Origin of the sequence: Streptomyces sp. NPDC051664 (assembly GCF_044453545.1) — a bacterium.
GTDB lineage: Bacteria > Actinomycetota > Actinomycetes > Streptomycetales > Streptomycetaceae > Streptomyces.
Map to the genome: position 1 here is coordinate 48,080 of NZ_JBITCU010000030.1, position 25,902 is coordinate 73,981.

General features: G+C 69.6%; 22 protein-coding genes and 3 pseudogenes. 6 read left to right on the top strand and 19 right to left on the bottom strand.

The annotated features are described in order from the left end of the window. Positions 1–72: 72 nt before the first annotated feature. Positions 73–2,661 carry a beta-galactosidase gene (locus ACIA8E_RS34030; protein WP_399304029.1) on the top strand — a complete coding sequence of 863 codons (2,589 nt, stop codon included), beginning with the start codon at positions 73–75 and terminating at the stop codon, positions 2,659–2,661. Positions 2,662–2,766: 105 nt separating this feature from the next. Here the strand turns inward: ACIA8E_RS34030 and ACIA8E_RS34035 are convergent, their stop codons facing one another. Together ACIA8E_RS34035 and ACIA8E_RS34040 are read right to left on the bottom strand one after the other, a co-directional pair. After that, entirely contained in the window at positions 2,767–4,359 is a 1,593-nt protein-coding gene (locus ACIA8E_RS34035) for an alpha-amylase family glycosyl hydrolase (protein ID WP_399304031.1), read from the bottom strand. Between the two features lie 45 nt (positions 4,360–4,404). Then, positions 4,405–5,208 carry an endonuclease/exonuclease/phosphatase family protein gene (locus tag ACIA8E_RS34040; protein WP_399304033.1) on the bottom strand — a complete coding sequence of 268 codons (804 nt, stop codon included), beginning with the start codon at positions 5,206–5,208 and terminating at the stop codon, positions 4,405–4,407. A gap of 215 nt (positions 5,209–5,423) precedes the next feature. On the opposite strand from ACIA8E_RS34040, the gene ACIA8E_RS34045 reads away from it, so the two are divergent. The 3 genes and pseudogenes from ACIA8E_RS34045 (at position 5,424) to ACIA8E_RS34055 (ending at position 8,856) form a co-directional block, all read left to right on the top strand. Further along, a complete protein-coding gene (locus tag ACIA8E_RS34045) occupies positions 5,424–7,535 on the top strand; it encodes a glycoside hydrolase family 3 N-terminal domain-containing protein (RefSeq protein ID WP_399304069.1) in 2,112 nt (703 codons plus the stop codon). Positions 7,536–7,617: 82 nt separating this feature from the next. After that, positions 7,618–7,929 (top strand): annotated as a pseudogene (locus tag ACIA8E_RS34050) (DUF2264 domain-containing protein); the annotation flags it as partial. Positions 7,930–8,256: 327 nt separating this feature from the next. Further along, the gene (locus tag ACIA8E_RS34055) at positions 8,257–8,856 is read left to right on the top strand and encodes a hypothetical protein (protein WP_399304035.1); all 600 of its coding nucleotides are present in this window, start codon (positions 8,257–8,259) and stop codon (positions 8,854–8,856) included. An 11-nt stretch (positions 8,857–8,867) separates the two neighbouring features. Here ACIA8E_RS34055 and ACIA8E_RS34060 read toward each other — a convergent pair. From ACIA8E_RS34060 to ACIA8E_RS34130, 15 genes and pseudogenes are all read right to left on the bottom strand, one after another. Then, positions 8,868–8,981 (bottom strand): annotated as a pseudogene (locus ACIA8E_RS34060) (IS5/IS1182 family transposase); the annotation flags it as partial. A gap of 26 nt (positions 8,982–9,007) precedes the next feature. Further along, positions 9,008–9,841: a phytanoyl-CoA dioxygenase family protein gene (locus ACIA8E_RS34065; protein ID WP_399304037.1), complete on the bottom strand. Its 834-nt coding sequence runs from the start codon at positions 9,839–9,841 to the stop codon at positions 9,008–9,010. Positions 9,842–9,930: 89 nt separating this feature from the next. After that, complete coding sequence (locus ACIA8E_RS34070) at positions 9,931–10,707, bottom strand: IclR family transcriptional regulator (protein ID WP_399304039.1); 777 nt, start codon at positions 10,705–10,707, stop codon at positions 9,931–9,933. 204 nt (positions 10,708–10,911) lie between these two features. Then, on the bottom strand, positions 10,912–11,880 hold the full coding sequence (locus tag ACIA8E_RS34075) for a PDR/VanB family oxidoreductase (protein ID WP_399304041.1): 969 nt from the start codon (positions 11,878–11,880) through the stop codon (positions 10,912–10,914). A gap of 24 nt (positions 11,881–11,904) precedes the next feature. Further along, complete coding sequence (locus tag ACIA8E_RS34080; protein ID WP_399304043.1) at positions 11,905–12,135, bottom strand: hypothetical protein; 231 nt, start codon at positions 12,133–12,135, stop codon at positions 11,905–11,907. Beyond that, the gene (locus ACIA8E_RS34085; RefSeq protein WP_399304045.1) at positions 12,132–13,202 is read right to left on the bottom strand and encodes a Rieske 2Fe-2S domain-containing protein; all 1,071 of its coding nucleotides are present in this window, start codon (positions 13,200–13,202) and stop codon (positions 12,132–12,134) included. The genes ACIA8E_RS34080 and ACIA8E_RS34085 overlap by 4 nt, the downstream gene beginning before the upstream one ends. A 316-nt stretch (positions 13,203–13,518) precedes the next feature. After that, a complete protein-coding gene (locus ACIA8E_RS34090) occupies positions 13,519–14,937 on the bottom strand; it encodes an MFS transporter (RefSeq protein WP_399304047.1) in 1,419 nt (472 codons plus the stop codon). Next, on the bottom strand, positions 14,934–15,398 hold the full coding sequence (locus ACIA8E_RS34095; protein WP_399304049.1) for an aconitase X swivel domain-containing protein: 465 nt from the start codon (positions 15,396–15,398) through the stop codon (positions 14,934–14,936). Before ACIA8E_RS34095 ends, ACIA8E_RS34090 begins: the two co-directional genes overlap by 4 nt. Beyond that, on the bottom strand, positions 15,395–16,675 hold the full coding sequence (locus ACIA8E_RS34100; RefSeq protein WP_399304051.1) for an aconitase X: 1,281 nt from the start codon (positions 16,673–16,675) through the stop codon (positions 15,395–15,397). The genes ACIA8E_RS34095 and ACIA8E_RS34100 overlap by 4 nt, the downstream gene beginning before the upstream one ends. Then, entirely contained in the window at positions 16,672–18,366 is a 1,695-nt protein-coding gene (locus tag ACIA8E_RS34105) for a dihydroxy-acid dehydratase (RefSeq protein WP_399304053.1), read from the bottom strand. Before ACIA8E_RS34105 ends, ACIA8E_RS34100 begins: the two co-directional genes overlap by 4 nt. An 11-nt stretch (positions 18,367–18,377) precedes the next feature. Next, positions 18,378–19,670 carry an FAD-dependent oxidoreductase gene (locus ACIA8E_RS34110; RefSeq protein ID WP_399304055.1) on the bottom strand — a complete coding sequence of 431 codons (1,293 nt, stop codon included), beginning with the start codon at positions 19,668–19,670 and terminating at the stop codon, positions 18,378–18,380. A 128-nt stretch (positions 19,671–19,798) separates the two neighbouring features. After that, positions 19,799–20,755 carry a LysR family transcriptional regulator gene (locus ACIA8E_RS34115; protein ID WP_399304057.1) on the bottom strand — a complete coding sequence of 319 codons (957 nt, stop codon included), beginning with the start codon at positions 20,753–20,755 and terminating at the stop codon, positions 19,799–19,801. A 93-nt stretch (positions 20,756–20,848) separates the two neighbouring features. Then, positions 20,849–21,529 (bottom strand): NUDIX domain-containing protein, encoded by a 681-nt coding sequence (locus tag ACIA8E_RS34120; protein ID WP_399304059.1) that lies wholly within the window; start codon positions 21,527–21,529, stop codon positions 20,849–20,851. Continuing rightward, entirely contained in the window at positions 21,526–21,879 is a 354-nt protein-coding gene (locus ACIA8E_RS34125) for a DUF4406 domain-containing protein (RefSeq protein WP_399304071.1), read from the bottom strand. Before ACIA8E_RS34125 ends, ACIA8E_RS34120 begins: the two co-directional genes overlap by 4 nt. A gap of 62 nt (positions 21,880–21,941) precedes the next feature. Next, positions 21,942–22,727, bottom strand: a complete 786-nt coding sequence (locus ACIA8E_RS34130) for a DeoR/GlpR family DNA-binding transcription regulator (RefSeq protein ID WP_399304061.1) — start codon at positions 22,725–22,727, stop codon at positions 21,942–21,944. A 678-nt stretch (positions 22,728–23,405) separates the two neighbouring features. On the opposite strand from ACIA8E_RS34130, the gene ACIA8E_RS34135 reads away from it, so the two are divergent. Together ACIA8E_RS34135 and ACIA8E_RS34140 are read left to right on the top strand one after the other, a co-directional pair. Further along, the gene (locus ACIA8E_RS34135) at positions 23,406–24,041 is read left to right on the top strand and encodes a hypothetical protein (RefSeq protein ID WP_399304063.1); all 636 of its coding nucleotides are present in this window, start codon (positions 23,406–23,408) and stop codon (positions 24,039–24,041) included. A 318-nt stretch (positions 24,042–24,359) separates the two neighbouring features. Further along, positions 24,360–24,824, top strand: coding sequence for a hypothetical protein (locus ACIA8E_RS34140; protein ID WP_399304065.1), 465 nt, complete (start codon positions 24,360–24,362; stop codon positions 24,822–24,824). A gap of 158 nt (positions 24,825–24,982) precedes the next feature. Here the strand turns inward: ACIA8E_RS34140 and ACIA8E_RS34145 are convergent, their stop codons facing one another. Continuing rightward, on the bottom strand, positions 24,983–25,768 hold the full coding sequence (locus ACIA8E_RS34145) for an ABC transporter permease (RefSeq protein ID WP_399304067.1): 786 nt from the start codon (positions 25,766–25,768) through the stop codon (positions 24,983–24,985). Next, positions 25,765–25,902: pseudogene (locus ACIA8E_RS34150) on the bottom strand (ABC transporter); the annotation flags it as partial. The gene ACIA8E_RS34145 and the pseudogene ACIA8E_RS34150, both read right to left, overlap by 4 nt.

The window sequence follows — 25,902 nt, forward strand, 5'->3', positions numbered from 1 at the left end:
GATGCCACCACTCGATCAGGCGATCGGTCGACCGCTCACAGCATCCAGACCACTTCACCTCTTGGAGTCACAATGCCCCACGCGTTGTCCCCTGTGCCGGACGAGAACCACGCAGCACCCACCACGGCACGCCGCAGAACGGTCCTCGCTGCGCTGGGGACGGCCGGCAGCGCGCTGGCGGCAGGCGTCGAGCCCGCGACCCCGGCCGCGGCAGCCTCTTCCGGCATCCCCGCCGGGGGCGCGGGCGCGAAGAAGAACGCCGCGGCCTCGGTCACGTACCAGGACAAGCAACTCTTCATCGACGGCGCGCCCTCAGTCGTACTGGCCGGTGAGATCCACTACTTCCGCCTGAAGCGCACCGACTGGCAGTCCCGCCTTGACCGGGCCAAGGAAGCGGGGCTCAACACCATTGCCACGTACATCCCCTGGATGTGGCACGAGACCACCGACGGCAGCATCGATGTCACCGGCAGGACTCGGCCTGAGCGCGACCTGGGCGCCTTCCTTGACCTCTGCATGACCAACGGCTTCCATGTCATCGCCAGGCCGGGACCGTTCACCATGGGCGAGCTCAAGGGCGAGGGCGTACCGGCCCGGGTGCGCAAGGAGCATCCGGAGATCAACCCGACCGGCTGGAACAACGCGAAGGCGACCACTCCGACCGTCGACTACCTGGCGCCCGCCTTTCTGAAGGAGGTGGAGCACTGGTACGCAGCCGTGATGCCGGTCATCGCCGAGCGGCTGCACCGCGAGGGCAGGCCCGGTGTCATCGCCTGCCAGCTGGACAACGAGATCGGCATGCTGGCCTGGGTCAGCAACTCCCCCGACCTCACGGACCACTTGCTGGCGGACTTCAACCGCTGGCTGGACACGACCTACGGCGAACGGCTCGGCGACCGCTATCCCTTCGCGGGTCGTCCCACCGGTGAGCGCAACGCGGCCATCCGAACCCCCGAGGACGGCTACGCGCCCGCGCTCATGCACGACCTGGGCACCTTCATGCGTGGCCGGTTCGCCCGCTACGTCACCCGGCTCAGGGCGTACGCCGAGGCGGGCGGCGTGCGCGGCGTCCCCTTCCTCATCAATATCCACGGGACCGGGGGCGGCAACGCCGAGAACTTCCCCATCGGGGTCAGCCAGCTGATGGAGACGTACGCCGGAAAGCCCGGCATCCTCGCCGGCTCCGACTTCTACCTCGGCGATCTCACCGTCAGCAACGTCACCGACCTCTATCTGATCAATGTCCTCATGGACGCGGTCGGCGACAGTGACCAGCCGCTGACCACTTTGGAGTTCGACGCCGGACACGCAGACTACGGCAATGACATGTCCGACCAGACGGATGCCGAGAGCACCTGGCTCAAGACCCGCCTCTGCCTCGCCCAGGGTGTCAAAATGATCAACTACTACCTGTTCGCCGGAGGCTTCAACCCCAAGCTCGACGAGCCGGTGGGCGACGGCAACGACCGTATCGGCATCACCGGCGAGCGGCATGGCTTCGCCGCCCCGGTCGATCCCGAGGGCAGGCGGGGAGTCAGTTTCGAGCCGACGAAGCGCACGGCGCGCGCGGTGAACGGCCTCGCCGCGGCCCTGGCGCCGATGAAGGCGGAGTACGACGACGTGGCGCTGGCCTTCGTGCCCGACCACTACCTCACCGAGTACCACCCGCCGAAGAGCGACGCGGTCGCCGCGGTGCTCGCCGACGTGCAGGGCACCCGCGGCTTCGGCCCGCGCGGAGCCCTGTCCCGCGGCATGCTGTTGGGCGGCTTCCGGTACCGCAGCGTCAACCTCCAGGCCGGGGACGTGGATCCGGCGAAGGTGCCGGTCCTCGCTCTCGCCACCGGCGAGTACCTGACGGCCGGACTCCAGGAGCGCCTGCTGCGCTATCTCGAGGCGGGCGGCAAGTTGCTGCTCTCGGGGATGGTGCCGGGCAAGGACATGGCGGGCACGTCCTGCACCGTGCTCCAGGACGCCCTGGGTCTGAAGCCGGAGAGGACACTGACCGATTCGGGCACCTTCTTCCTGTCCGTGTCGGTACATGCCTGGGCGAAGTCCATCGCTGAAATCCGTGTCGCCAAAGCCCAGTTGTGCACGGCGAGCCGGGGCACGACCCTGCTGCGCGAAGTCTCCACGGGCAAGGGCTGCGGCTTCGACATACCCGTGGGCAAGGGCCGGGCCGTGGTCGTCGCCACGCACTACCGCTGTGACCTCGACTTCTGGCTGGGCGCCTTCCGTGCTCTTGGCGCATCGCCCTCGCTCACCCACACCTCCACCGACCCCGGCGTCTTCCTGCTCACGACGAAGGACGATGACGGCGGCCGCCTGCTGCACGCCTTCAACGTCTCCTCGGGTTACGACGAGTCCTTCACCGTGGCGGAGAAGGGCAAGAGCCTGTTCGGCGGCGAGCGCCTGCACATCGCCGGACGCAGTTCGGCGATGCTGCCCCTGGGGCTCACCACGGGCGGACTGAGGATCGCCTACGCGACCGCCGAGATCACCGGCGTCGTCGGGGACGGCCGGGTCTCCTTCCGCAGGCTCGGCGACGAGGCGGTGGTGGCCGTCGAGGGCCGGGCGCACTGCGAGGGCGCTGCGTCCTCGTACGAGGGCGGGCGCACGGTGCTGCGCGTGCGGCGCGCGGAGTTCACCGTCCGCAAGGGCTGAGGCCTGCCCCCACGACGGGCCCCTCCGCCGGGTGCGGAGAGGCCCGTCGTCGTGCGAGGAGCCTCGGTCAGGGGTTTCGAGGATGCCCTGTGTGAGGAGCCGCGTTCAGAGCTCGAATATGCCGTATCCGAAGCCTTCGGCCCTGATCCGGTCGCCGGTCACAGTGACGCCGTTGGCCTCCAGAGGGGCGGCCCTGCCCACGGGGGCGGCAGTCTCGGCGGCGTCGCGGCGCGGGTTGATCACCACGAGGTAACGGCCGCCGCGGATGTACACCAGCGGGTAGTCGGCGTGCAGGATCTCTGTGCTGCCTGCGGCGCCCAGCTCCCGGATGTCCTTGCGCAGTGCGATCAGGCGGCGCACCAGGTGCAGGAGTGAGCCGTTGTCGGCGCGCTGCGCGGCGACCGTCGGACGGCCCGGGTCCGGGTCGACGGGGAGGTAGAGGCAGTCGGCCGGGGCGGTGGAGAAGCCCGCGTTCGGCGAGTCGTCCCACTGCATGGGGGTGCGGGAGCCGGCGCGGTTGTAGCGGGGGCCCAGCCGGCTGCCCTCGTGCCCGGGGAGGCCGGGCACGTAGCGCATGCCGATCTCGTCGCCGTAGTAGATCGCGGGCAGCGTGGGCCAGGTGAGCTGGAAGACGAAGGCGGCGGGCAGCTGTTCGGCGGTGCGCGGACCGCAGGCCAGGCGGGAGAAGTCGTGGTTGGCTGTGGGCAGGGAGATGAAGCCGGCGTCACCGACGGCGTCTGTCGCGTCGCGCCAGTCGGCGAGGAAGGTGCGCGGGGAGCCCTTGCCCTCGGCGTCGAAGTAGGGCGCCTGCGGCTCCCATTGGTCGCTGACGGTGCCCTCGAAGTTGTTCCACAGGGAGCGCAGCGCGAGCCCGTCGTCCTTGGGGCCGAACTGCAGGAAGAAGTCTGCGTGGAAGCCGGCCGGGACGGACGTTGCGGGATCCCCCCATTCGGAGAGCAGCGCCGCCTGCGGGTGCTTGGCATCCAGCCAGCTGCGAAGTTCCCGCCAGACCGCGGCGGACTGCGCCTGGCCGGGGTCGTCCTTGACGAGAGAGGCCGCCATGTCGACGCGGAATCCGGACAGGCCGATGGTCAGCCAGTGGTCCATGATCTCGCGCAGGGCCTGGCGGTTGGCGCGCGGTCCCTCGGCGTCGACGGGCAGACGCCAGGGTTCCGCCTCGTTCATGCGGGCGTAGCCGAAGTTGAGGGCGGGCTGGGAATCGAAGAAGTTCGGCAGGTAGAAGCCTGGCCGGGTACCCGGCGAGGCCACGAATCCTTCCGGCAGTGCGGCAGGGTCCGTCGGGTCGGCCCAGACGTAGCGGTCGTCGGACGGGTCGTCGGCCGAAGCGGTGAACCAGGGGTGCTGGTCCGAGGTGTGGCCTGCGACCAGGTCGAGCAGCACGCGGATGCCGCGGCGCGCCGCGGCATCGGTGAGCCGGGCGAGGTCGTCGTTGGTGCCGTAGCGCGGCGCGACGGTGAGGTAGTCGCTGACGTCGTAGCCCGCGTCGAGGAACGGCGAGTCGAAGCACGGGTTGAACCAGACGGTGTTCACGCCCAGCCAGGCGAGATGGTCCAGCCTGGCCTCGATTCCGGCGAAGTCTCCGATGCCGTCGCCGTTGGAGTCGGCGAAGCTCTGCGGATAGATCTGGTACAGGACGGCGTCGGCGAGCCATTCGGTGGCGGGGCGGGGGGACATCATGACGGTGGGGTCCTTCGCGGGTCGGGGTGACGGGCGGGGTGGGGATCAGCGTGCGGTGCGCAGGATTGCCTGTACGGGCAGATGGTCGCTGGGGTAACGGCCGTTCGGCGCGAAGTCGTTGAGCATCGCCCGGCGCACGCGGGTGCCCCGGGACGCGAGGATCCAGTCGATGCGGTCGCCGCCGGGGACCGGCGGCCGGTAGTCGTGGAAGGTGCCGTGGGCCGGGCCGCGTTCCTCGGCGGCTTCCCAGGTGTCCACGAGATCCGCCCGGGTCAGAAGCGCCGCGTGGACGGTGCTGTCGCCCGCGGGGGTGTTGAAGTCACCGGTGACGATGCGCGGAACGTCGGGCGCGAGCGTGTTGAGCCGCTCGGCAAGGAGCTCGGCGGACCGCTCCCGAGCGGATGCGCTCGCGTCGTCGAAGTGGGTGTTGGCGGCGAAGAGCTCGCCGCCGCCCGACAGGTCATGGAAGCGCACCCATGTGACCATCCGGGTCCAGCCGCCGCCCCAGGTATTGGAGCCGGGCTCCTGCGGGGTGCCGGAGAGCCAGAAGTGGTCGTACTCCAGTGGCCGGAGCCGTGTGCGGTCGTAGCCGATGGCCATGAACTCTCCGCGACTGCCGCCCTCCCTGCCCTGGCCGATCCAGCCGTAGCGCTCCGGCCCCAGGTCGGCCTCGAGATCCCGCAGGGGTCCGTGGAGCCCCTCCTGAGTGCCGATCAGATGGGGCCGCTCCATACGCAGCAGGTGAGCCACCACGTCCCGCCGTTCGCGCCAGGGGCGGGGCGATGCGGGCCAGTCGACATGCAGATTGAAACTCATGACCCGCAGCCAGGGCGGATCGTCGTCCGTCATGCGTTCGCCTCCGAAAGCGACTTCGGGGTGGAGTCCGGCAATTCCCTCGGTATCCGCGAATCGGCTCTGCTCAGGGGCTTGTCCGCAGTTGATGAATGCGCTTTCATTCATGCCGCGCAAAACGTTAACTTCACGGGTAGCGATACGGCAACAGGTAAAGAGGTCACGACGTGCTTCGAGCGTACGAAGACAAGGTGAAGGACCTGCTCGGCCGGATGACGGTCCAGGAGAAGCTGGGGCAGATCCAGCAGTTGACCTGGACCGGCGACACCGGCCCGGGCGGCGGTCAGACCGAGCAGACGGAGGCCGCGGCCCGTGCGGGACTGCTCGGCTCGGTGCTCAACATCCACGGTGCCCGCAGCAGCAACTCCCTCCAACGCATCGCTGTCGAGGAGTCCCGGCTCGGCATCCCGCTGCTCTTCGGCCTGGACGTCATCCACGGCTTCTGGACCGCCTTCCCGATCCCGCTGGCCCAGGCGTCCAGCTTCGACCCGGAGGTGGCGCGGCGGGACGCCGAGGTGTCGGCGAAGGAGGCCCGATCCGAGGGTGTGCGCTGGACCTTCTCCCCCATGATGGACGTCACCCACGAGCCGCGCTGGGGCCGGATCGCGGAGAGCTGCGGCGAAGACCCCTATCTCAGTGCCGCCTTCGCGGTGGCCAAGGTGCAGGGTTACCAGGGCCCGGCCGACGGCAGCGAACTGTCGCGCATGGACCGGATCGCGGCCTGCGCCAAGCACTTCGTCGCCTACGGCGGTGCCGAGGGCGGCCGCGACTACAACACGGTCGACGTCTCCGAGCAGCGACTGCGCAACCTCTACCTGCCGCCCTTCAAGGCGGCAGTCGACGCCGGGGTGGCCACCGTCATGGCCGCGTTCAACACGATCGGCGGAGTACCCGCGCACGGCAACGCGCACACGATGAACTCCGTCCTCAAGGAGGAGTGGGGCTTCAAGGGCTTCGTGGTCAGTGACTACACGGGCGTCGAGGAGCTGATCGCGCACGGCTTCGCCGAGGACGGCGCCGAGGCGGGCAGGCTCGCGCTCACCTCCGGCCTCGACATGGAGATGGTCTCCACGAACGTCGCCGACCACGGCGAGGCACTTCTCTCCGAGGGCCTGATCACGATGGAGCGCCTCGACGATGCGGTCACGCGGATCCTGCAGCTGAAATTCGACCTGGGACTGTTCGACGACCCGTACTCCGACGAGTCGGCGGCTGTCGCCGAACCCACCGCCGCCGCGCGGGCCGCGTCCCGTGCGAGCGCCGCCCGGTCGATGGTCCTGCTCAGGAACGAGGGTTCCGTCCTCCCGCTGAGCCCGGCCGCCGGCTCGATCGCGGTCGTCGGTCCCTTCGCCGACTCCACCGGCCTGCACGGCACTTGGGCGGGACCCGGTGCGTCCAGGTTCCCCTCCGTCAGCATCCTGGACGCCGTGCGCGAGGCGGTTCCCGGCGCGGAGGTCACGCACGCCGGTCAGGACCTGACCCAGGCAGTTGCCGCTGCCGCGGCCGCCGAGGTCACCGTCGTGGTGGTCGGCGAGGACCCCGAGCTCAGCGGTGAGGCGGCCGTACGCAGCGACATCGGTCTGCCCGCGGGCCAGGAGGAACTCATCGCGGCCGTCGCCGCGACCGGCAAGCCCTTCGTGGTGGTACTGGTCAACGGCAGGCCGCTGGTTCTGGGCGACTGGGTGAACTCCGCGCCCGCGGTACTGGAGGCCTGGCACCCCGGCATCGAGGCCGGTCACGCGGTGGCGGATGTGCTCTTCGGCGCGGTCGACCCGGGGGGCAAGCTGCCCGTCACCTTTCCGCGGGCCGTGGGTCAGATCCCTCTCTACTACAACCACGAGAGCACGGGCCGCCCGTACAACCCGGCACACCCGGAGGCGAAGTTCGTCTCGAAGTACCTGGACCTGGCCGACGGACCGCGCTTCCCCTTCGGATACGGCCTCAGTTATACGACCTTCGCCGTCTCACAACCGCAGTTGAGCCAGGAGAGCATCGCAAGGGAAGCCCTGGAGCGAGGCGAGACGGTCGAGGTGTCGCTGACGGTCACCAACACCGGCGAGCGGGCGGGCGACGAGGTCGTCCAGCTCTACGTCCACGATGTGGCGGCCAGCATCGCCCAGCCGGTGCGCCGACTGCGTGGCTTCGAGCGGGTCACCCTCGAGCCGGGCCGGAGCACCACCGTGTCCTTCCGTCTCGGTGCGCAGGACCTCGGGTTCTGGACCAACGACCCGGCGGGGACGTTCACCATCGAACGCGGCCGCACCGACGTCTACACGGGCACGAGTTCGACGACGCGGGACTGCTGCCCGCTGACCGTGGTCTGACCTGTGCCCGTGCACCGCCGCCGCACCGATCGGTCCGGCGGCGGCCGCCCCTCCCCCTCTCAGCGCGCCCGAGGCGCCCCCGGTGCAAGCCCGCCCCGTCCCCTGGCCGCACCCGCCCGAGGACCGCGCGGCGAGTCCGTACGGCTGGTCCCGCGCCCAGCGGGAGGCCACGGCGGACGGTCTGCTCGACGCGGTCGGCCGCCGCGCGTCGCCGGGCCGCGGGCTCATCCTGCTGCCCGGCAGGCACAGTTGGTCGGGGGCGCGCTCCGACGGACTCGAAGGCTATGCCCGCACCTTCCTGCTCGCCGCCTTCCGCCTCGCCGGAGCCGCGGGCGACGACCCGCACGGCATCCTGCAGCGGTACGCGGACGGCCTCGCCACGGGCACGCGTACCGTTCCTGACAAGTGTCCGTAAGTGAGTCTTGGACCCACTGCTGCGTGCTGGGCGCATCCCGAACGGTTTTGGATGCGCTGGTCCCACGCTTTCGCTTCCCGTTCGGCGCTGGCCCTTCAGGGGGCCGGTCCGTTGTGGGTGGGCGGGTTCCCTCACGCCCCCGGGTGCCCGGTAGGGCCTGGACGTTCCGATGCCCGCACGATCACTCCGTTCGTGTGGGGGCGGTACCGTCCTTCCCCAAGCTCTCAACTCCGTTCGAGCAGGGGAGACCCCATCCCGGATCAGCTGCAATCCCGATCTGTCAGACCTCAAGGGCAAGATCGAGCCATGGATCACAATGGCAAGGCGAGAACGCTGACAGGCCCGGCGGAGCTACAGAACGTCCTCTCACTGCTCCTTGATCAGGTCGATCCGGACGCCCTGGGGCTTGATTATCGGTTGGTCGGCACCGGCGCGGCTCTGGCGCAGGGCGTCCAGCTTCCTGCCAACGATGTGGACATCCTGATGATCCGGCGCGGCGATGTCGACAGGGCTGCGGCTGCTTTGTCTGGATTCCCGTGTCGGGATTCGCCGGTCTGGCTTCCTGACGCTCGGCAGTACTTTGCACGGTTCGAGGTTGCGGGCATCGAGGTGGAGATCAGCACCGTCGAGAGATCGGCCGACACCGACACGCTCGAATGCGTGGGGCGTGGCCCCTGGGAGCACTTCGTCGGCGTCGGGGTGGGCAGGCACCTCGTTCCCGCGGTCGGCCTCGAGCTGCGGTTGGTCACTGAGCTTGTCCGGGACCGACCCGATCGGTATGAGCCGTTGATGGAGCATATGCGGCTGCACGGCGCCGATCTTCCCCTACTGCGGAAGGCTATGGGTGAGCGCGCAGTGGACCCGGCGTGGCAAGAGCACATCTTTGAGCAGCTGCAGCCGCACTGAGCCCTGTCCTCTCAGGCGGACGTGGCGAGACGGAGGGCCAGGACGACTTGGCCGATGCCGGTGAAGGTGGTGCTGCAGCGGAGTTTGCGTAGGAGGCGCCAGGTTTTGAGGGTGGCCATGGCCTGCCTCCCCGGCGACCCTGCGCGACCCCCTACTGCGAACGGCGGTCGAAGAGGACCGGGTTGCGCGGGGTGTCGGGAATGGCGCCGACCTCCGCACCCGGCATCCACCCGCGGTCCGCCACCTGGTGGTCGTTGACAGGATCGGCGACCCTGATGTCCGCGTCCATGTAGATCACCGTCATGACGCGGCGCGGCACGGAGCCTCTGTTGGGCCCGGCGTGGTGGAAGGTCCACCCACGATGGAAGCTGGCGTCGCCCAGTGCGAACGGCTCCACAACGTCCTCGAAGTCCTGCTCGGCCAGTGCCTGCGCGATGCAGGCCTCCGACTCGTCGCTGATCGGCAGGTCGCGGCCGAGCGAGAAGGTATGGCTGCCCCGCGCGAAGGCCAGCGGCCCCATCTCCATCGGGGTCTCCTGCAGCGGCAGCCACAGCGTGCCCACCCGGTCCGTCGACAGCGGCCAGTAGTACTGGTCCGCGTGCCAGGGCGTGATCCCGCCGCTCGGCTCCTTGTACAGCGCCTGGTCGTGGTACAGGCGTACCGACTCCACACCGAGCAGGCCGGCGGCGATGGAGGCGAGCCGTCGGGAGAAGACGAGTTCCCTCACCTGCGCGCTGTGTTCCCACAAATTGCCCACCTGCAGGAACGCCTTGCCATAGGTGTCGCGCTCCGCCAGCGGACGGTGCTGACTGTTCAGCCGGATGACTTCGCTGGTGACCGCCGGCTCGTACGTGGCAACCATGTCCGCCGTCAGGACCGCCGGCAGTTGGACGAAGCCGTCGCGCGCGAAGTCGTCGACGGCGCGCCGCTGGAGCGGGTAGGGACGGTCCAGTTCGGTGACGGCCGTTTCGGACGTGGGGCTCATGGGACTGCTCCTTCGAAAGGAGGAAGGCAGTTCGACGCCTCCCAGTCTCACAGGGCGATCAGTCGACAACTACCGTTCAGCCGGCTCCGTCAGGCGACCGAGGATCTGAGCCGTGCGCCGAGGGAGCGGGAGATGCCGCGCGCCGCGACCTGTACCAGAGGGGCGAGGGCGTGCGGGTTCACGGCGTCCGCGTGGGCGACCACCGATACCGCGGCGACGACGGTGTTCTCCGGCCCGTACACGGGGGCGGCTACCGACACGGCGTCCATCGTCACCTGCCGGTCGCTGACGGCGACTCCGGTACGGCGCACCTCGGCGAGGGCGCGGCGGACCTCGGCCGGGGCGCAGAGGGTCTTCTCCGTGTGCCGGACAAGCGGTCGGGAGAGCACCTGTTCCTGGACATCCTGGCCGGCGTGAGCGAGGAGGACGAGGCCGACGCCGGTGGGCGCGAGGTCGAATCGCCCGCCGACGCGGGTGAGGACCCGGACCGCGTCGCGGCCCGCGAGGCGCTCCACATACACGACGGACAGCTCCTCGCGGACGGCGAGCTGCACGTTCTCGCGGGTGATGTGGCCGAGGTCGGAGAGGTGCGGCAGGGCCGCCTCGCGCAGGCCGAGGCCGCGCGGGGCGAGAGAGGCAATCTCCCACAGCCTCAACCCGATGCGATATCCGCCGCCCGGATCGCGTTCGAGCGCGCCCCAGTCGGCCAGTTCCTTCACCAGCCGGTGGGCGGTGGTGAGGGGAAGGCCGGTGTGGCGGGAGATCTCGGCGAGCCGCAGCACGGGCCGATCCGGAGCGAAGGCTTCCAGCACCTGCAGAGCCCTGGCTGTCACCGAACAGCTGCCGGTCGAGGCTTTGCGCTGCATGCCGGCCTCCTCACCGTACGCCCTCCGCTCCACCGTGGACCCGGGCACTTCACCGAGAAGCTAGGCAGACATTTCCCGGCCGTCAACACTCTGTCAACGATTCGCCGTGGCGTGCCCTGCGGGAACCGGAGGCTTCGGGCCGCTCCGGACTGTCACCGGCGTGCGGGCGCCGGCATGCACTGCGGCCGCCGATCCCTGCAGCCGTCACAGATCCAGGACGAGCCTCGGGCACAGCGCCCGGGAAATGCAGATCATCATCGTGTCATGACTGCTTTGCTCGGCGGGGGTGAGGAGCGAGTCGCGGTGGTCGACCGTGCCGTCCAGCACGGCGGTTTCGCAGGTGCCGCAGGTGCCCTCCTGACAGGAGGAGAGGACCTCCACACCCGCCTCCTCGACCGCCTGGAGCACGGACTTGTCCGGCGGAACGGTCACCGTGATCCCGGACTGCGCCAGTTCGACATCGAACGCCCCGTCCCGCAGGGGCGCCTCAAGCTCCTTGGGCGTGAACCGTTCGAGGTGCAGGGCGCCGTCGGGCCAATCGGCGCACCGCTCCTCTACGGCCTTGAGCAGCGGCTCCGGGCCGCAGCAGTAGATGAGCGTGCCCGGCTGCGGGGTTTCCAGGAGCGCGTCGAGGTCGAGGAGGCCGTACTCGTCCTCGGGACGGACCCGCACCCGCCCGTCGTACCGCTTGACGAGTTCGTCTCGGAAGGCCATCGACGCGAGGGTCCGCCCTCCGTACACCATCTCCCATGCGGATCCGAGCCGTTCGGCCTCAGCCAGCATCGGGATGATCGGTGTGACGCCGATCCCGCCCGCGATGAAGAGGTACCGTTCGGCGCGCTCCAGGGGGAAGTGGTTGCGCGGACCGCGCACCCGGACCGCGTCGCCTTCGGCCAGCGTGTCGTGCACGTGGAGTGAACCGCCGCGGCCGTCCTTCTCCAGGAGGACGGCGACGCGCCACACCTCGGCTTCTTCCGGCGAGGAACACAGCGAGTACTGCCGTACAAGGTCCGGTGCCGGCAGGAGGTCGATGTGCGCGCCGGGCGCCCAGGCGGGCAGGGAGGCGCCGTCGGGCCGCCGCAGGTCGAGCGAGACGACGCCGTCCGCCTCGTCGGTACGGCGGGCCACGACGAGTTCGAGTTCGGCCTCGGGCGCGGTGGTGTTTCTGGTCATCAGAGGATCCTTGAGTACGCGAGGTCAGGCACCGACGAGTCGGCGGGGGTGGGGAGTTACGTCTGGGGGCGGGGCGGCCCCCTGGCCCGGGTGCCCGTCGGGGTGGGCGAGCAGCCACTCCCACAACTCCACCGGGTCCTCGGACTCCCGGTCCTCACCGCACCAGCACCAGCCGCGCAGCCGGTCCGTGCCGGGGACCCACACGATCCGGTAGACCGTCTCCCCGTCGAGCATCGTCGTGGGCTGCGTGCTCATCGGACGCCCACCCTGGAGCCGGCGGTGCCGGCCTCGACCATCCGCTTGAGGATGCGCCGGGCGGCCAGGCCACCGGTGTCGATGTTGATGCTGAGCTCCTGCGTCCCGGCCGGCTCGGAGGCGATGACCCGCTCCAGTTTGTCGAGTGCGACGACGTCCTGGAGGACGACGGTGCGGTTGTTCTCCCGCAGGAAGTCGGAGACCTTCTGGTCCTGCAGGGCGAAGTCGCGTGCCACGGCCCAGAAGTCGTGGGTGCTGTGCTCGGTCTCGGGGGTGATGGCGTAGACGACCTCGACGTGGAAGGCGTCCAGATCGCTGCCGTCGACGTACGGGCCCGGCGTTCCGACCGGGGCGATGCGGGAGTGCAGAAGGTAGAGGCAGGGAGCGTGGTATTCGATGTCCTGCCATCGCGTGATGCGGCCTGTGATGCCGGTGGACTCGGAGTAGAACGGCGGGCAGGCCGCGTCGTCCATGTGCCGACTGACGTGGACGACGCCCGCCTTGTCGTCGACCTCGGTGGTGATCGGGGTCTCGGCGACCTCGGGCGTGCCGATGTAGCCGCCGTGCAGGTATGTCTCGTGCGACAGGTCGAGCAGGTTGTCGACGAGAAGACCGTAGCGGGCCGCGAGCGGCTCCATGCCGCAGACGGTGGTGTAGTCGGGCGAGTCCAGCCAGGGGGCACGCGGGATCAGGGCCTTGTCGGCCTGGTCGTGGTCGCCGATCCACACCCACACGAAGGAGTCCTGCTCCGTGACGGGGTAGGAGGTGAGCCGGGCGGTGCGCGGCACGCGCTTCTGTCCGGGCACGCTCACGCAGACACCGTCCACACCGTAGGTGAAGCCGTGGTAGCCGCAGACGACCGTGTCGCCGTCCAGTCGGCTCGGCTTCTCGGAGAGCGGGAAACGGCGGTGCACGCAGCGATCCGCCATGGCGGTGACCTCGCCCGCCTCGGTGCGCCAGAAAAGGATCGACTCGCCACAGATGGTGCGGGTGAACAGCTCCCGCCCGATCTCGCTGCCGTAGGCGGCCACGTACCACTGGTTGCGCGCGAATGACGTCGTCGTCATCGTCATCTCCCCTGCGTTCGGGCGGGCCCGAACGCGTAGACGGATTGCGGGATTTGGATACCGTTGCCCTGCTGCCTGCGGGCCGGGGCGGAGCGCTTCCCAGAGTGCTGCAGGCACGCGCCTGCGAACAGGGCGCCTTCCGTTGAACGGAAGTCCGGCGCCTGGTGGTTCGGGGCCTTCGCGGCCGCGATGACGTCCGTCTGCCCCCGCGATCGGCAGGCCGCCGATCAGCGGGTCGGACCCCACCGGGCCGGTCGGGAGCGCAGCCCATGGCGCTGTCGGCGCCCGACCTCGGCCAGGGAGAACGGACTTGCGGTCAGGTCTGGACCGCCGGCCTTGCCGTCGTCACGCCGGTCGCGGGCAGCTCCGCGGACAGTGCGCCCTCGGCCTCGGCCGGCAGCCTGCGCTGGACCCGGCCGAGCGCGAACAGCACGAGCACCATCACCGCCGGACAGACCGAGAACACGGTGAACGCCCCGCGTGCCCCGAGACCGGCGTCGAGGATGACGCCGCCGAGCCAGGGTCCGGCCATGGCACCGACCTTGGCGACGGAGGACGCCCAGGCGGCACCGTTGGCTCGGATCGCCGTGGGGTAGAAGGTGCCGGCGATGCTGGTGATGCCACCATGGCCGCTGTTGATGAACATCTTGGCGCCGATGACGAAGGCGACGTAGACGGCCGGACCGAGCACACCGGTGCCCAGAACCAGCATGCAGACGACGGCTGCGAGCGGCATCCACAAGATGGTGCCCGCGCCCTTGCGGTCGACGAACCGGCTGATGAACAGTTGCCCGACGGCGCCCGCGACGCTCGCGCACGCGGCGATGGTGGCGGCGGCGCTCACGCTGAAGCCCATCCGCTCGTTGATCATCGGGGTCCAGAAGACCATGAAGTAGATCAGCGCCGAGGAGAGCAGGTAGACCAGCCACAGCAGTGGTGTGATGCCCATGAGGTGGCCGCGGAAGAGCTGGGCGGGGGTGAACCGCTTGCCGTGATCGGCCTGTTGTGGGTCGCCGGTGGTGAAGCGGGTCCCGGACTCGATGTCCAGGTCCGGCTGCAGGCGGGCCAGGATGCGGGCGATGCGTTCATCGCTGCCGGGGCGGGCTTTCAGCGCCAGGAACTTCACCGACTCGGGCAACAGCGCCAGCATCGCAAAGACGGTGAGCAGGGAGCAGACACCGCCGACGACGAACACCGAGCGCCAGCCGTGTTCGGGAACCAGCCAGTTGGAGACGGGGCCGCCCGCGGCGCCGCCAAGGGTGTAGCCGGCCATGATGATCGACACAGCGGTCACCCGGAACCGCTTCGGCGCGTACTCGGCCGCCAGGGCCCAGGTCAGTGGGAGCACACCGCCGAGGAAGAGCCCGGAGACGAACCGCAGGGCGACCAGGTGTCCGTAGGTGTCCGCATAGGCGAAGCCGAGCATGAAGAGGCCGAAGCCGACGACCGACACGGCGATGATGGGACGGCGGCCGATCCGGTCGGCCAGATAACCCATGATCAAAGCACCGATCATGGTGCCGAAAAGGCCGACCGTACCGAGGGTGCCGAGCTGGGTCTCGGTGAGCGCGAAATCCTTCCGGATGTAGGTGGCGGCGAACGACAGGATCTGGAAGTCGAAGCCGTCGAGGAACGTGATCAAACAGCAGACGGCATACATCAGCAGCCATGAGCGGCTCGCGCGCTGCCGCTCGACGATCGGGGCCAGTTCCACAACGGGTGGTGCGGCTCTCATGGACAGCTCCTCGTCGCTGAGGGGTGCGTGGTGGTGTGCGGGATCGGTGCGGGGTGCACGGTGACGGTGCCTTGGTCGGCGTCGATGCGGACCCGGTCGCCTGTGCGGATGACGGTCAGCGGGTCCTGGTCCAGGCCGGTCACGGTGGGTACGCGGGTGACGACCGCGCCGAGGGCGGCCTTGGTGGTCGTCGTCACGAAGATCATGCCGAGGGGGGCGGTGCCGGCGAGCCGGGTCGCCTGGAAGAAGCCCGCCCAGCCGGAGGAACCCTTGGCGCCCGGGAACACCAGGATCTTCCCGGCGAAGGACTGGCCGTAGAGCGGGTGGCGGCGTTCGATGACGACGCCGCGGGCCGGGTCGATGCCGCCCCATCCGGAGACCGTCTCGGACGATACGAGTGCCTCGCCCTCCACGAGGCCGGGGACGACGGTCCGCCCCCGCAGGACCACGGCGTCGCTCATCGCAGGTCTCCTTTCCAGATGCCGGTGACAGCGGCGTCGATGCAGTCGGCGAGCGTGCCGAACCAGGCCTCGATGCCGAGGATCGCGGGCAGATAGTGGGCCTGCTTCGCCGAGTCGGTGGCGAAGACCTTCGTGCCGGGTGGCGCGGAGCGGGACATGGCGGGGCAGGAGTCGGTGAGCACGCGGCCGCCGGCGCGCTCGATGGTCTGCGTCCAGCCGTTGCGGTCCGCGGTCGTGCGCAGCGCTCGCGGCACCATCAGCCACAACTGGGTGCCGGAGTTGAGCCGGCGCCCCTCCAGCAGCCGCGCGGTGTCGCGGACCTGGTCGAGCGAGGCGTGGGGGCAGCCGAGGAGGACGAAGTCCACGTCCCGGCTTGTGCCCTGTGAGTTGAGGTCCTCATAGACGGCACGGCGTTCGCGTTCCCCGTACGGGACGGCCTCGGGGATCCGCCGGCCGCCGAAGGCTGCCTCGAGACTCGGGGCTTCCGGGGTGATGCCGGGAAGGTGGTAGATCTCGACCCCGCCGGAGGATGCGGCGGCCGCCCCGAAGTGCTTGAGGTCCAGCAGGTCGGGCTGAGCCAGCGCGCCGGTGACGACCGGGCGTTCCTCCTGGACGAGGCCGCCCGCGAAGTAGCCGAGCATGCCCCAGTCGAGCGCCCCCGCCACCGGTGTGCGGACGTCGACGTGGTGGGTGCCGATCCGGTTCTCGGTGCGGTGGTTGCCCCAGCAGGGGATGCGGCCGGTGAGCGAGGCCGCTCCGGTGGAGGCCGTGCCCTCGCAGTTGGTGCGGGCGCCCACCACCGAGTTGGCGTAGACGACCGCCGAGGACTCCATCCAGGCCAGATGTTCACCGCGCACGGGGATGTTGCCCACTTGGTACGGCGTGCAGGTGGCGAGGATGTTGACGCCCTTGCGGCTGTAGAACGCCTCGGCGTCGGACTGCAACGCGACGAGCTCCTTCGGGTAGGGGGCGACGCCCTCGGCGTCGGGGCCGAAGCTCTGCTGGAGCTGGCAGGTGGGCACCTTCATGTCGGGGATGGTGAAGTCGCCGTCGCTGTCGAGGTTGAGCACGGCGTAGGCCTTGTGCCAGCCGCCTTCCCGTACGAGCTCTGTTTTGGCGGGCGAGGGCTGGGTCATCGTCCCCGCGACGTTCCGCACGTCGCACAGCTCCTCGGCATCCAGCGCCTGCCCGTAGCGGACGAGGAGGTCCATGGCTGCCGCGACTGCGGGTCCTTCGGCGCCGTCGAGCATGGCCTTGTCGGTGTCGTTGAGCTTCATGCGCTCGTGGTTCCTTCCCTGGGCGTACGCGGGGTGAGTACCGCGCCTTCCTGGAGCGGGCGGACCGTCCGCAGGTAGACGGACAGCCATCCGCGCTCGGCCTCCGCGTACGGGGTCCAGGGGGTGCGGGTGGCCAGTTCCTCGTCCGGTACGAGGAGGTCGGCGCTCCGGGTCGTGAGGTCGATGGAGATCGTGTCGCCGTCCCGGACCAGGGCAAGCGGCCCGCCGTCGGCGGCCTCCGGGGAGACCTCGCCGACGACGATGCCCTTGTTGACCAGACCGGAGAGTTGTCCGTCGGTGACGACGGCGACCTTGCCGGTCAGCCCGGCCCCGTCGAGCGCGAAGACGGGCCGCGACGCCATGCCCATGCCGGGAGTGCCCTTGGGCCCGAGACCGCGCAGCACCAGCACCTGCCCCGGCAGCACATCTCCGGCACGCAACCCGTCAAGCGCGTCCTGCGGACTGTCGTACACCTTGGCCGGTCCGGTGAACGACGGCGGGCGCTCCTCGTCGACCGCCAGCTTGACGATTCCGGTCGCCGGCGCGAGCGAGCCGCGGACCAGGACGATCGTGGGTCTGCGGCCGAGCGCCCGCTCCGGCGGCCGGATCACCTCGGGGTCCGTGGGCTGCCGTTCAGTGAGCTCCTCACCGAGAGTGCGGCCGGTGATGGTCAGGGCCCCGGTATGCAGCAGCTCGCGCAGCTGCCACAGCACCCCCGACGCTCCGCCGGCCGCCTCGAACTCGTCGATGGAGTACGGTCCGTTCGGCCGTACGGCGGTCAGCAGCGGCACCTGGTCGGCGAGCCGCTCGTACATCCCGTACACGTCGATGCCGGTGCGCGCCTCCTCGGCGATCGCCTGCAGGTGCTTGACGGAGTTGATGGACGCGCTGACGGCGAGCATGACCGTCACCGCGTTCTCGAAGGCCTCGCGGGTGAGCAGGGTGCGAGGCCGCAGGTCCTCTCGTACGAGGTCGACGATCCGGCGCCCCGCCGCCCGCACATCGGCCCACATCCTGGGGCTGTTGGCGAGCACGGGTGTGGAGCCGGGCAGCGCCATGCCGAGCGCCTCGCAGGCGATGTGCATGGAGTTGGCGGTGCCCATGCCGGCGCAGACACCCGGTCCCGCAACGGCGTTCTCGCTCATACCGGTCAGTTCGTCCAGGCTGATGCGGCCCTGTGCGTGATGGCCTGCGGCGAGGAAGACGTCCTCGATGTCGCAGTGGCGCCCGGCGAACATGCCGCAGGCCTGATAGCCGCAGCCGACGACGACGGTCGGCAGATCGAGCCGCGCTGCCGCCATCAGCTGCCCCGGGGCGGTCTTGTCGCAGGAGGCGAGAGTGAGCATGCCGTCGAGCTGGGCGCCTTCGACGGCGGCCTCGATGTCATGGGTGATCAGGTCGCGAGCGGAGAGTATGTAGCCGCCGCGGCCGCCCGCGCTGTGGATGAAGTCGCTCGGGGCGACGGTGCGGATTTCGAAGCCGATGCCGCCGGACTCGGCGATCGCCTCCTTGGCGGCCCTCGCGATGTCGTCGAGGTGGCTGTAGCAGGTGGCGAGCTGGGACGAGGAGTTGACGATGGCGATCTTCGGCTTGGCCATGTCCTCGTCGGTGAGGCCGAGGGCTCGCCACTGGGCGCGCCGGACGGCCCACGGGGAGGTTCCGGGGGTGTAGTTGCTGCGGAGTGCGGTCATGAATCGGCTCCTCAGTCGTCGACGTTTGCGGCGAGGCGGACGCGGAGAGCTGCGAGGTCGATCCCGTGCACGCTGCCATCGCGTCCGGCGAGGTCCAGGGCGTGGGCGGCGCCCGCCCCCATGGCCGCGCAGGGGCCCATGACGCGGACGCTGGAGAGGGCCGCGGCATCGCCGTCGGCGCAGCGTCCGGCAGCTACGAGGTTGTCGCAGTCCGGGGAGAGCAGGGAGCGCAGCGGTACGTAGTGGACGTGGTCGGCGTCGAAGGTCTCCCAGACGTACCCGTCCGCACGGTCGTGCAGCTCGATGGGCCAGGCGGTGCGGGCAACCGCGTCCTCGAAGCGGGTTCCGGCCCTCACCTCGTCGAGCGACAGCTGGTGGCTGCCCTTGATCCAGCGGGTCTGCCGCCTTCCCGGGAGTCCGTACGAGCGGACTTTCGCCTCGCCGAAGGCCTTCGGGAATTCCGCACGCAGGAACTCGACCACCCGGTCGGCCTGTTCACGGCCGTCGAGCTGGGCGGCCGACGCCTCGACCGGGTCGAGCGGGGCCGGTATGTGGGTCATGTTGAGGACGGCGGTGTTCCGGCCGGGGAAGAAGAAGGCGAGCCCGTCGCGGCGGACCAGTCCCCACTCGGACGCCTTGGCGTGGACGTGCTGGGCAAGTTCCTCACGGCCCGGCTGGTGCTCCTCGTGCAGGTGCTCCAGGACGATCTGCTGCGATCCGTAGATGGTTCGTTCCGGTACGCGGCAGGCCAGCCCCGCCTCCCAGGCAAGCGCCGCGTCGCCGGTGGCGTCGACGAAGCCGGGCGCGGTGGCCCGTACGGTTCCGTGCCGGGTGGCGAAGGACACCGCCGCGATGCGCCGGCCGTCCCGCTCCACTCCGGTGATCGAGGCCCCGAGGACGACACGGATGCCCAGTTCCCGGATCCGCCGCTCCACCCACCGGCCCAGCGCCACCTCGTCATAGGTGACGGTGATGGTGTGGCCGCGGTTGACGTGCAGATCGCCGGAAGCCTCCAGGTCGGCGAAGATCCTGTCGAAGATGCCATGGGTGAGCTGCCGGTAGTCGGGGCCATTTCCGTACACCCCGCAGAACAGCCCGATCAGCGAGTTCACCATCTGCCCGCCGAGCACGGGCAGACTGTCGACGAGGACGACGTCCCGCCCGAGCTGTGCGCTCTCGATCGCGGCGGAGATTCCGGAGACGCCCGCCCCCACCACGCAGACATCGGCCTCGAGTTGATGGCTCGCTGTGCCGGTCGGCTTGGTGACGGTATGGACTTTCAGCTCGGTCAGGGCATGGGGCATGGAGATCTCCTGTGCGAAGGTGCTGTGCCGCAGTCGGCTCACTGCTTGCCCGGCACACTAGGAAGCCCTGTTCCGCGGAGGGAATGCCCAGGTCAATAGAGCGTTCGGCTGGGTGGCATCAATGGCGTTTATGGTCCGAGGCTGTCCGCTGCACGGGCCACCAGTTCACGCAGCCAGCTGTGCGCGGGGTCCTCGTCATGGCTCGCGTCCCACCACAGGTGCTCCTCGAGCGAGTCGAGCGGTACCGGACAGTTGAGCGTGCGCAGCCCGTGAGCCGACGGCAGCCGCGCGGTGAGCCGCTCCGGGATGAGCGCCACCCTCCGCGTGCCGGCGATGAAGTCGGGTACGGCCCGGTAGCTCTCCACGCGTACGGCGATCCGCGGCCGGATGCCCAGTGTGGTCAGCTGCCGGGTCGCCGGAGCGGCCGAGGGGTAGCCGTCGTCCCGGTGGTAGGGCACCACCCACGGCAACCGTGCCAGGTCCTCGATGCCGAATGCCCCGGCCTCACACAGCGGATGACCGGCGGACACCAGGCAGACCCACCGGTCGCGGAAGAGCGGAACCGACCCGACGCCCGGGGTGCCAAAGTGACCGAGAGACGGGGACACCAGACCGTCGACGAGCCGGATCGTGTCGCCCGCACCGCTGCCCAGAGTCTCCCGGACGAGCTGGAGATGAAGCGCCGCGTGCGGTGCGTCACTGTCGAACAACCGCGAGAGCGCGGGGCCGAGAACGGTGGCCGGGTAGTCGGCCATCAGCAGCGTGAACTCCCGCTGTGTGGTGGCCGGGTCGAACGCCCTGCCCGTCGCGAAGAGCCGCTCCGCTGCAGCACACACCGTCTCGACCTGTCCGGCAAGCTGCGCGGCGAGCGGCGTCAGGACGTAGGTGCCCTGGACCCTGACGAGCAACTCGTCCGCGAAGTGCCGGCGCAGCCGGGACAGCGAGGCGCTGACGGCCGGCTGGGTGACGCCGAGGTTGCGGGCGGCACGGGTCACGTTCCGCTCGCGCAGCAGCGCGCGGAGCGTGACCAGCAGGTTGAGGTCGAGGTTGGCGAGGTGTGCGGGACGGGACTGCCGTGAGGTCATGAGCTCGGGATCCTGCCGCATACGCATCGCCGGGGCCAGACCTGATTCCGTTGGCCGGAAACCCGCGTCGACCGGCCGGCTGCTGAGCCTGTCTCAGCTCCGATGGGCGACCGGGCCGGCCTGTCGGAACGGGCCGTCGAGGGCTGCCCATTGGAGCAGCATGATGGTTTTGGCGTCGGCGATCGTGCCGTTGCGCACCATGTCGAGTGCGTCGGCGAAGGGGAGTTCGACGGTGGTGATGTCTTCGCCCTCGGCCGCGATTCCGGTCCTCCCGGTGGGGTTGTCCGCCGGATCGTAGTGGGCGGCGTAGAAGTGCAGGCGCTCAGTTACGGAGCCGGGGCTCATGTAGACGTCGAAGACGTGCTCGGGAGTGCCGATGACGTGTCCGGTCTCTTCGGCTGCTTCACGGCGGATCGCTTCGTGCGGACTGTCGCCGTCGAGGAGTCCGGCGGCGGTTTCCAGGAGCATGCCGTCGGGGTGACCGTTGACGTAGGCGGGGAGGCGGAACTGGCGGGTGAGCAGCACGGTGCGGTGGTCGGTGTTGTGGAGCAGGATGGTCGCCCCATCGCCGCGGTCGTAGGTCTCGCGCTGCTCGCGACTGATGTGTCCGTCACTGTGCTGGTAGTCAAAGGTGGTCTTGCGCAGGACGTACCAGTCACAGGAGAGCACCTCCACTTCACGGATCCGCACGTGCGGGTTGCCGTCCAGGTCGCGGCCGTGCTGGTCCAGGCCGGTGCGTCCGCGACGGTCGGGGGTGTCGAGGCCTGCGGTCATCGGGCGGCCGGCACGTCGGCGAGGCCGGTGTAGACGTGCTTGCCCTGGGCGCGGGCCTGGGCGACCATCTGGTCCGCTCCCTCGGAGGGGCCGCCGATCCGCAGAACGGCGTCGCAGCGGGTGAGCAGTTGCTCGGCGACGGGGTGGAATATCTCGTGGAAAAGCGGGTCGCCAGGCTGGGTGCTACCCGCCGTCTCCAAGAGCGGCAGGGCGAGAGCCTCGCCGGTGACGGGCAGGTGCCCGGCACGGAAGAGGACGAGAGCAGCCTGATTCATCGCCCGGACGTTGGCTTCGAGCTTGTGCGGGTCGTCGCCGGTGCCCGATCGGTAGGGACCGGCGACGAGGATCATCAGCGAGCGTGGATCGGTGGCCACGATGAAACACTCCTCAGTACGGGGGGCGGGAACTAGGTTCAGGCCAGGACGGTCTCGACGCCCGCCTCGCGCAGGGCGTCCAGCGTCTGCGGCCCGCCGGGGTGCGTGCGGCCGTCTTCGGCGGCGCTGTCGGTGACGAAGCGGTGCACGGCGTCGAGGGGGGCGACCCTGCTGAACGCGCGCACGCCGAGCTTGGTCGCGTCCGCCACTGCGACGGTACGGGCGGCCCGGGCGAGTCCCGCCTGTTTGACGGCGGCATCGTCCAGCGAGAACTCCGACCAGCCATGATCGGCGTGCACGCCCCCGATTGACATCACGAAGCAGTCGAAGGCCAAGGACTCCAGCGTGCGCAGCGCCAGCGGACCGACGAAGGAACGCTCGCCAGGACGGGAGCGGCCGCCCACGACCAGGAGCTCGATCCCGGGCCGGTCGGCCAGGCACACCGCGGCCTGAAGGCTCAGCACAGCGACCGTCAGAGGGGCCCGGGCCGTCAGATGCTCGGCAACGTGCACCGTCGTGGTCCCCGCGTCCAGCAGTACCCGCGACCCGGGTTCCACCAGCGCGGCCGCGGCAGCGCCCAGGCGGTCCTTGGTTGCGGCCTGCCACGGCTCCCGCGCCGAGAATCCCGCGTCCTCGGCCCGTGAGCGCGTCGCCACGGCTCCGCCGTGCACGCGGCGCACCAGGCCCTGTCCTTCCAGCGCGTCCAGGTCCCTGCGCACGGTCATCTCCGACACACCCAGGCGCTGGGAGAGCTCAGACACGGAAACCCGGTCGGAGCCCTGCACCAAGCGCAGGGTCAGGTCCAAACGATTGGCGACACCCATGACCATTTTCTACCATGTGGATGTTCGAATGAACAACCAGGTGTGTGAAAGACAGCTCCGCGCCAGCCTCCCCGCTTCCGTGCGGGCCACCTCGAGCACTCGCCCGGGCCAACTGCAGCCCTGAGCATTGGGGTCGGCCGGCGTTGGCGTGATGCGTCAGGTACCGGACGCGACGAGCGGGATCAGCGGCCCATGGGCGGTCTCCGCGGCCATCGGGGCGCCGAGCAGGAGATGCTCGCTGTGGTGAGGCGGATCGAATAGCGCGGCGGCCCGGTCCACCGGCACGAAGCGGCATGACGCCGGGCATGCCCCGACCCTCCCGTGGGGAGGCCGGGAGGGGCGGTGGGTCCCGCCAAGTACGCAGCGCGCGGCGGGGCCGGAAACGAGGCCTCGACCCAGGGGCTTCGGGGTCCCGCGCGATCAACGATGTACCTGAATCAGCCACTACGGAAGAGACCCGACCAGAAAACGTTGGAGCACGAGCGGTTCCGTTCTTCTGGCCCCGCACCGTTCAACAGAGCACGCGGCTCGGACGGTTGGCGCCCTACCCCGCCGCACTACTCCACCCGCCCCGCACCATTTAGTCACAGTTTCGTCACTACCGGAACATCCCGCTCCCTCGTCACATCCCGCCCGGATACGGTCATCCCTTCACGAACCGCGCCTTGGGGGGACAACTTGAACACCCGCACACTTACTGCCGCACTCGGCTGTCTGGCCGCTGTGACCCTCGTCGGCTGTGACCCGGCCATCACAAGCCAGCAGCCCGCCGCTCCGACTCCTTCTGTCACCGCGGCGGATACGACACCGTCGGCGGAGGACGACAAGCCTGCAGAGCGCAAGGCGGTAGCGAATTTCGTCGGCATGGGCCTGCAGTCCGCTCAGGACAAGGCGCAGGCTGACGGCTTCTACAGCCTGCGGTCCCACGACAGTGCAGGCCGGGATCGGCTGCAGGCGTTCGACCGTAACTGGAAGGTTTGCTCGCAGGACTACGCGCCGGGGAAGACCGTCCCGGTCGACACCGAGCTGGACTTCGGCACAGTGAAACTCGAAGAGTCCTGCCCCTCGAAGGATCAGAAGGAGCCGAAGGTTGAGGGCGGCAAGATGCCGAATCTGGTCGGCAAGTCCCTGAAGGCCGCCCGTGGGTCCCTCGACTCGGGTACCTCAATCACGGTGACCGATGTGGCCGGTGACCGTATGGTGCTGCTGGAGAGCAACTGGCAGGTCTGCACACAGTCCCCCAGTCCCGGAGTCGCCCTTCGCGGCCAGCCGGTCGAGTTCACCGCAGTCAAGTTCGAGGAGACCTGCCCGTAGAGACGCGGTAGCTCTGGCCTCGGATGCCTCTGTGACAGGGGATAAGCGGGGTAGGTGCAAGAGTCCCTCGTACCGCGGTAACAGCTGTTTCTCGGCGAGTCCGAGGTCAACGAGCGTGCCTGCGCCTGCGGCGCCGTCGTCCACGCGCCGCTGTCCCTGCCGCGGCGGAAAGGCAGCCATCGAAGCTCCTGTACACCGCAGTTGCCGTGAAGGAGCCGAGCCCGAGCAGCTCGACAGAAGGTCATGTCCCGACCTGCGATGAACGGCACCCGGTGCATCAGAACGTTTGGGCAGGCACCCAAAGGAAACGCGAGAACCATGACTGAAGAGGCCAAGAATTCCGAGAAGGCAACAAGCAAGTCCAACTCCGCGTCATCTGCCACTGGATCTGGTGCGGGTCGCACGACCCATGCAGCCGGCAAGAAGACCACCGCGGCCGCTGGGCGTGCGACAGAGGGCAGCATCCACGCTGCCGAAGCCGCGAAGTCGTCAGCCGCCGACGCTCAGGAGGCGACCGCCGCCGGCACGAGGTCCATCTCAACGGCCACTCAGCAGGTGAGCCGGGCCGCGACCGCCGGGGTGGAAAGCGGCAAGCGCGCCGCCGCATCCGTCGGCGGCAAGGTCACCTCAGGGGCGCTCACGATATGGACCGCGGTCAAGCATCGCAACGCCGTTGTAGCGGGCGCCGGCGCCACCGTCGTAGGCGTCGCCTTCGCCGCGGGGCGCCACACGGCCAAGCGGAAATCGGGGCCGGTGACTCGCCTCACCGGAGGCCGCATCTGAATGGCGCCTTGTGTGAAACGGGGGCTGTCCAAATGGTCGCTGCGCGGCTCGACTTGGCGAGCCTCGCCGAGGGAGCGGCGTACGCCGACGCGGTGTCGGAGTACGCCGCTCCCTCGGGCAGGACGAGCCGCGGGAGGCGGTTCGCGCAGTCGTCGCGGCTACTTCGAATCGCGGTTGAAGACCGCCTTCGACCAGAAGTAGCCGAGCACCGCGAGACCCAGGCACCAGGCCACCGCGAGCCACCCATTGTTGCCGATCTCGCTACCGAGCAGCAGTCCGCGCAGGGTCTCGATGGCCGGGGTGAAGGGCTGGTACTCGGCGATCGGCTGGAACCAGCCCGGCATCGCGTCGACCGGGACGAAGGCGCTGGAGATGAGCGGGAGGAAGATCAGTGGCATCGCGTTGTTGCTGGCCGCCTCGGCGTTCGGGCTGACCATGCCCATCCCGACCGCGATCCAGGTGAGCGCCAGGGCGAAGAGCACGAGCAGCCCGAATGCCGCGAGCCACTCCAGGGCCGTGGCGTCCGTGGAGCGGAAGCCGATGGCCACGCCGACAGCGCCGACGAGGACCACGCTCACGACCGACTGCAGCACGCTGCCGATGACGTGCCCGATGATCACCGACCCGCGGTGGATCGCCATCGTGCGGAAGCGGGCGATGATGCCCTCGGTCATGTCGTTGGAGACGGACACCGCGGTCCCGATCGTGGTACTGCCGATGGTCATCAGCAGGAGGCCCGGCACGAGGTAGGCGATGTACGCGGAGCGGTCGGCGCCGCCGATGCCCGCGCTCATCACATCGCCGAAGATGTAGACGAAGAGCAGCAGCAGCATGATCGGCGTGAGCAGCAGGTTCAGCGTCAGGGACGGGTAGCGGCGCGCGTGCAGGAGGTTGCGGCGCAGCATCGTCGACGAGTCGCGCACGGTGAGGGACAGGGAGGTCATCGGACAGACTCCTTGGTCTGGCTGGGCAGGCTGGACCGGCCGGGCTGTGGGTCGGTGCCGCCGGTCAGGGCGAAGAACACGTCGTCGAGGTCGGGGGTGTGCACGGTCAGCTCGTCCGCCTCGATGCCGGCGGA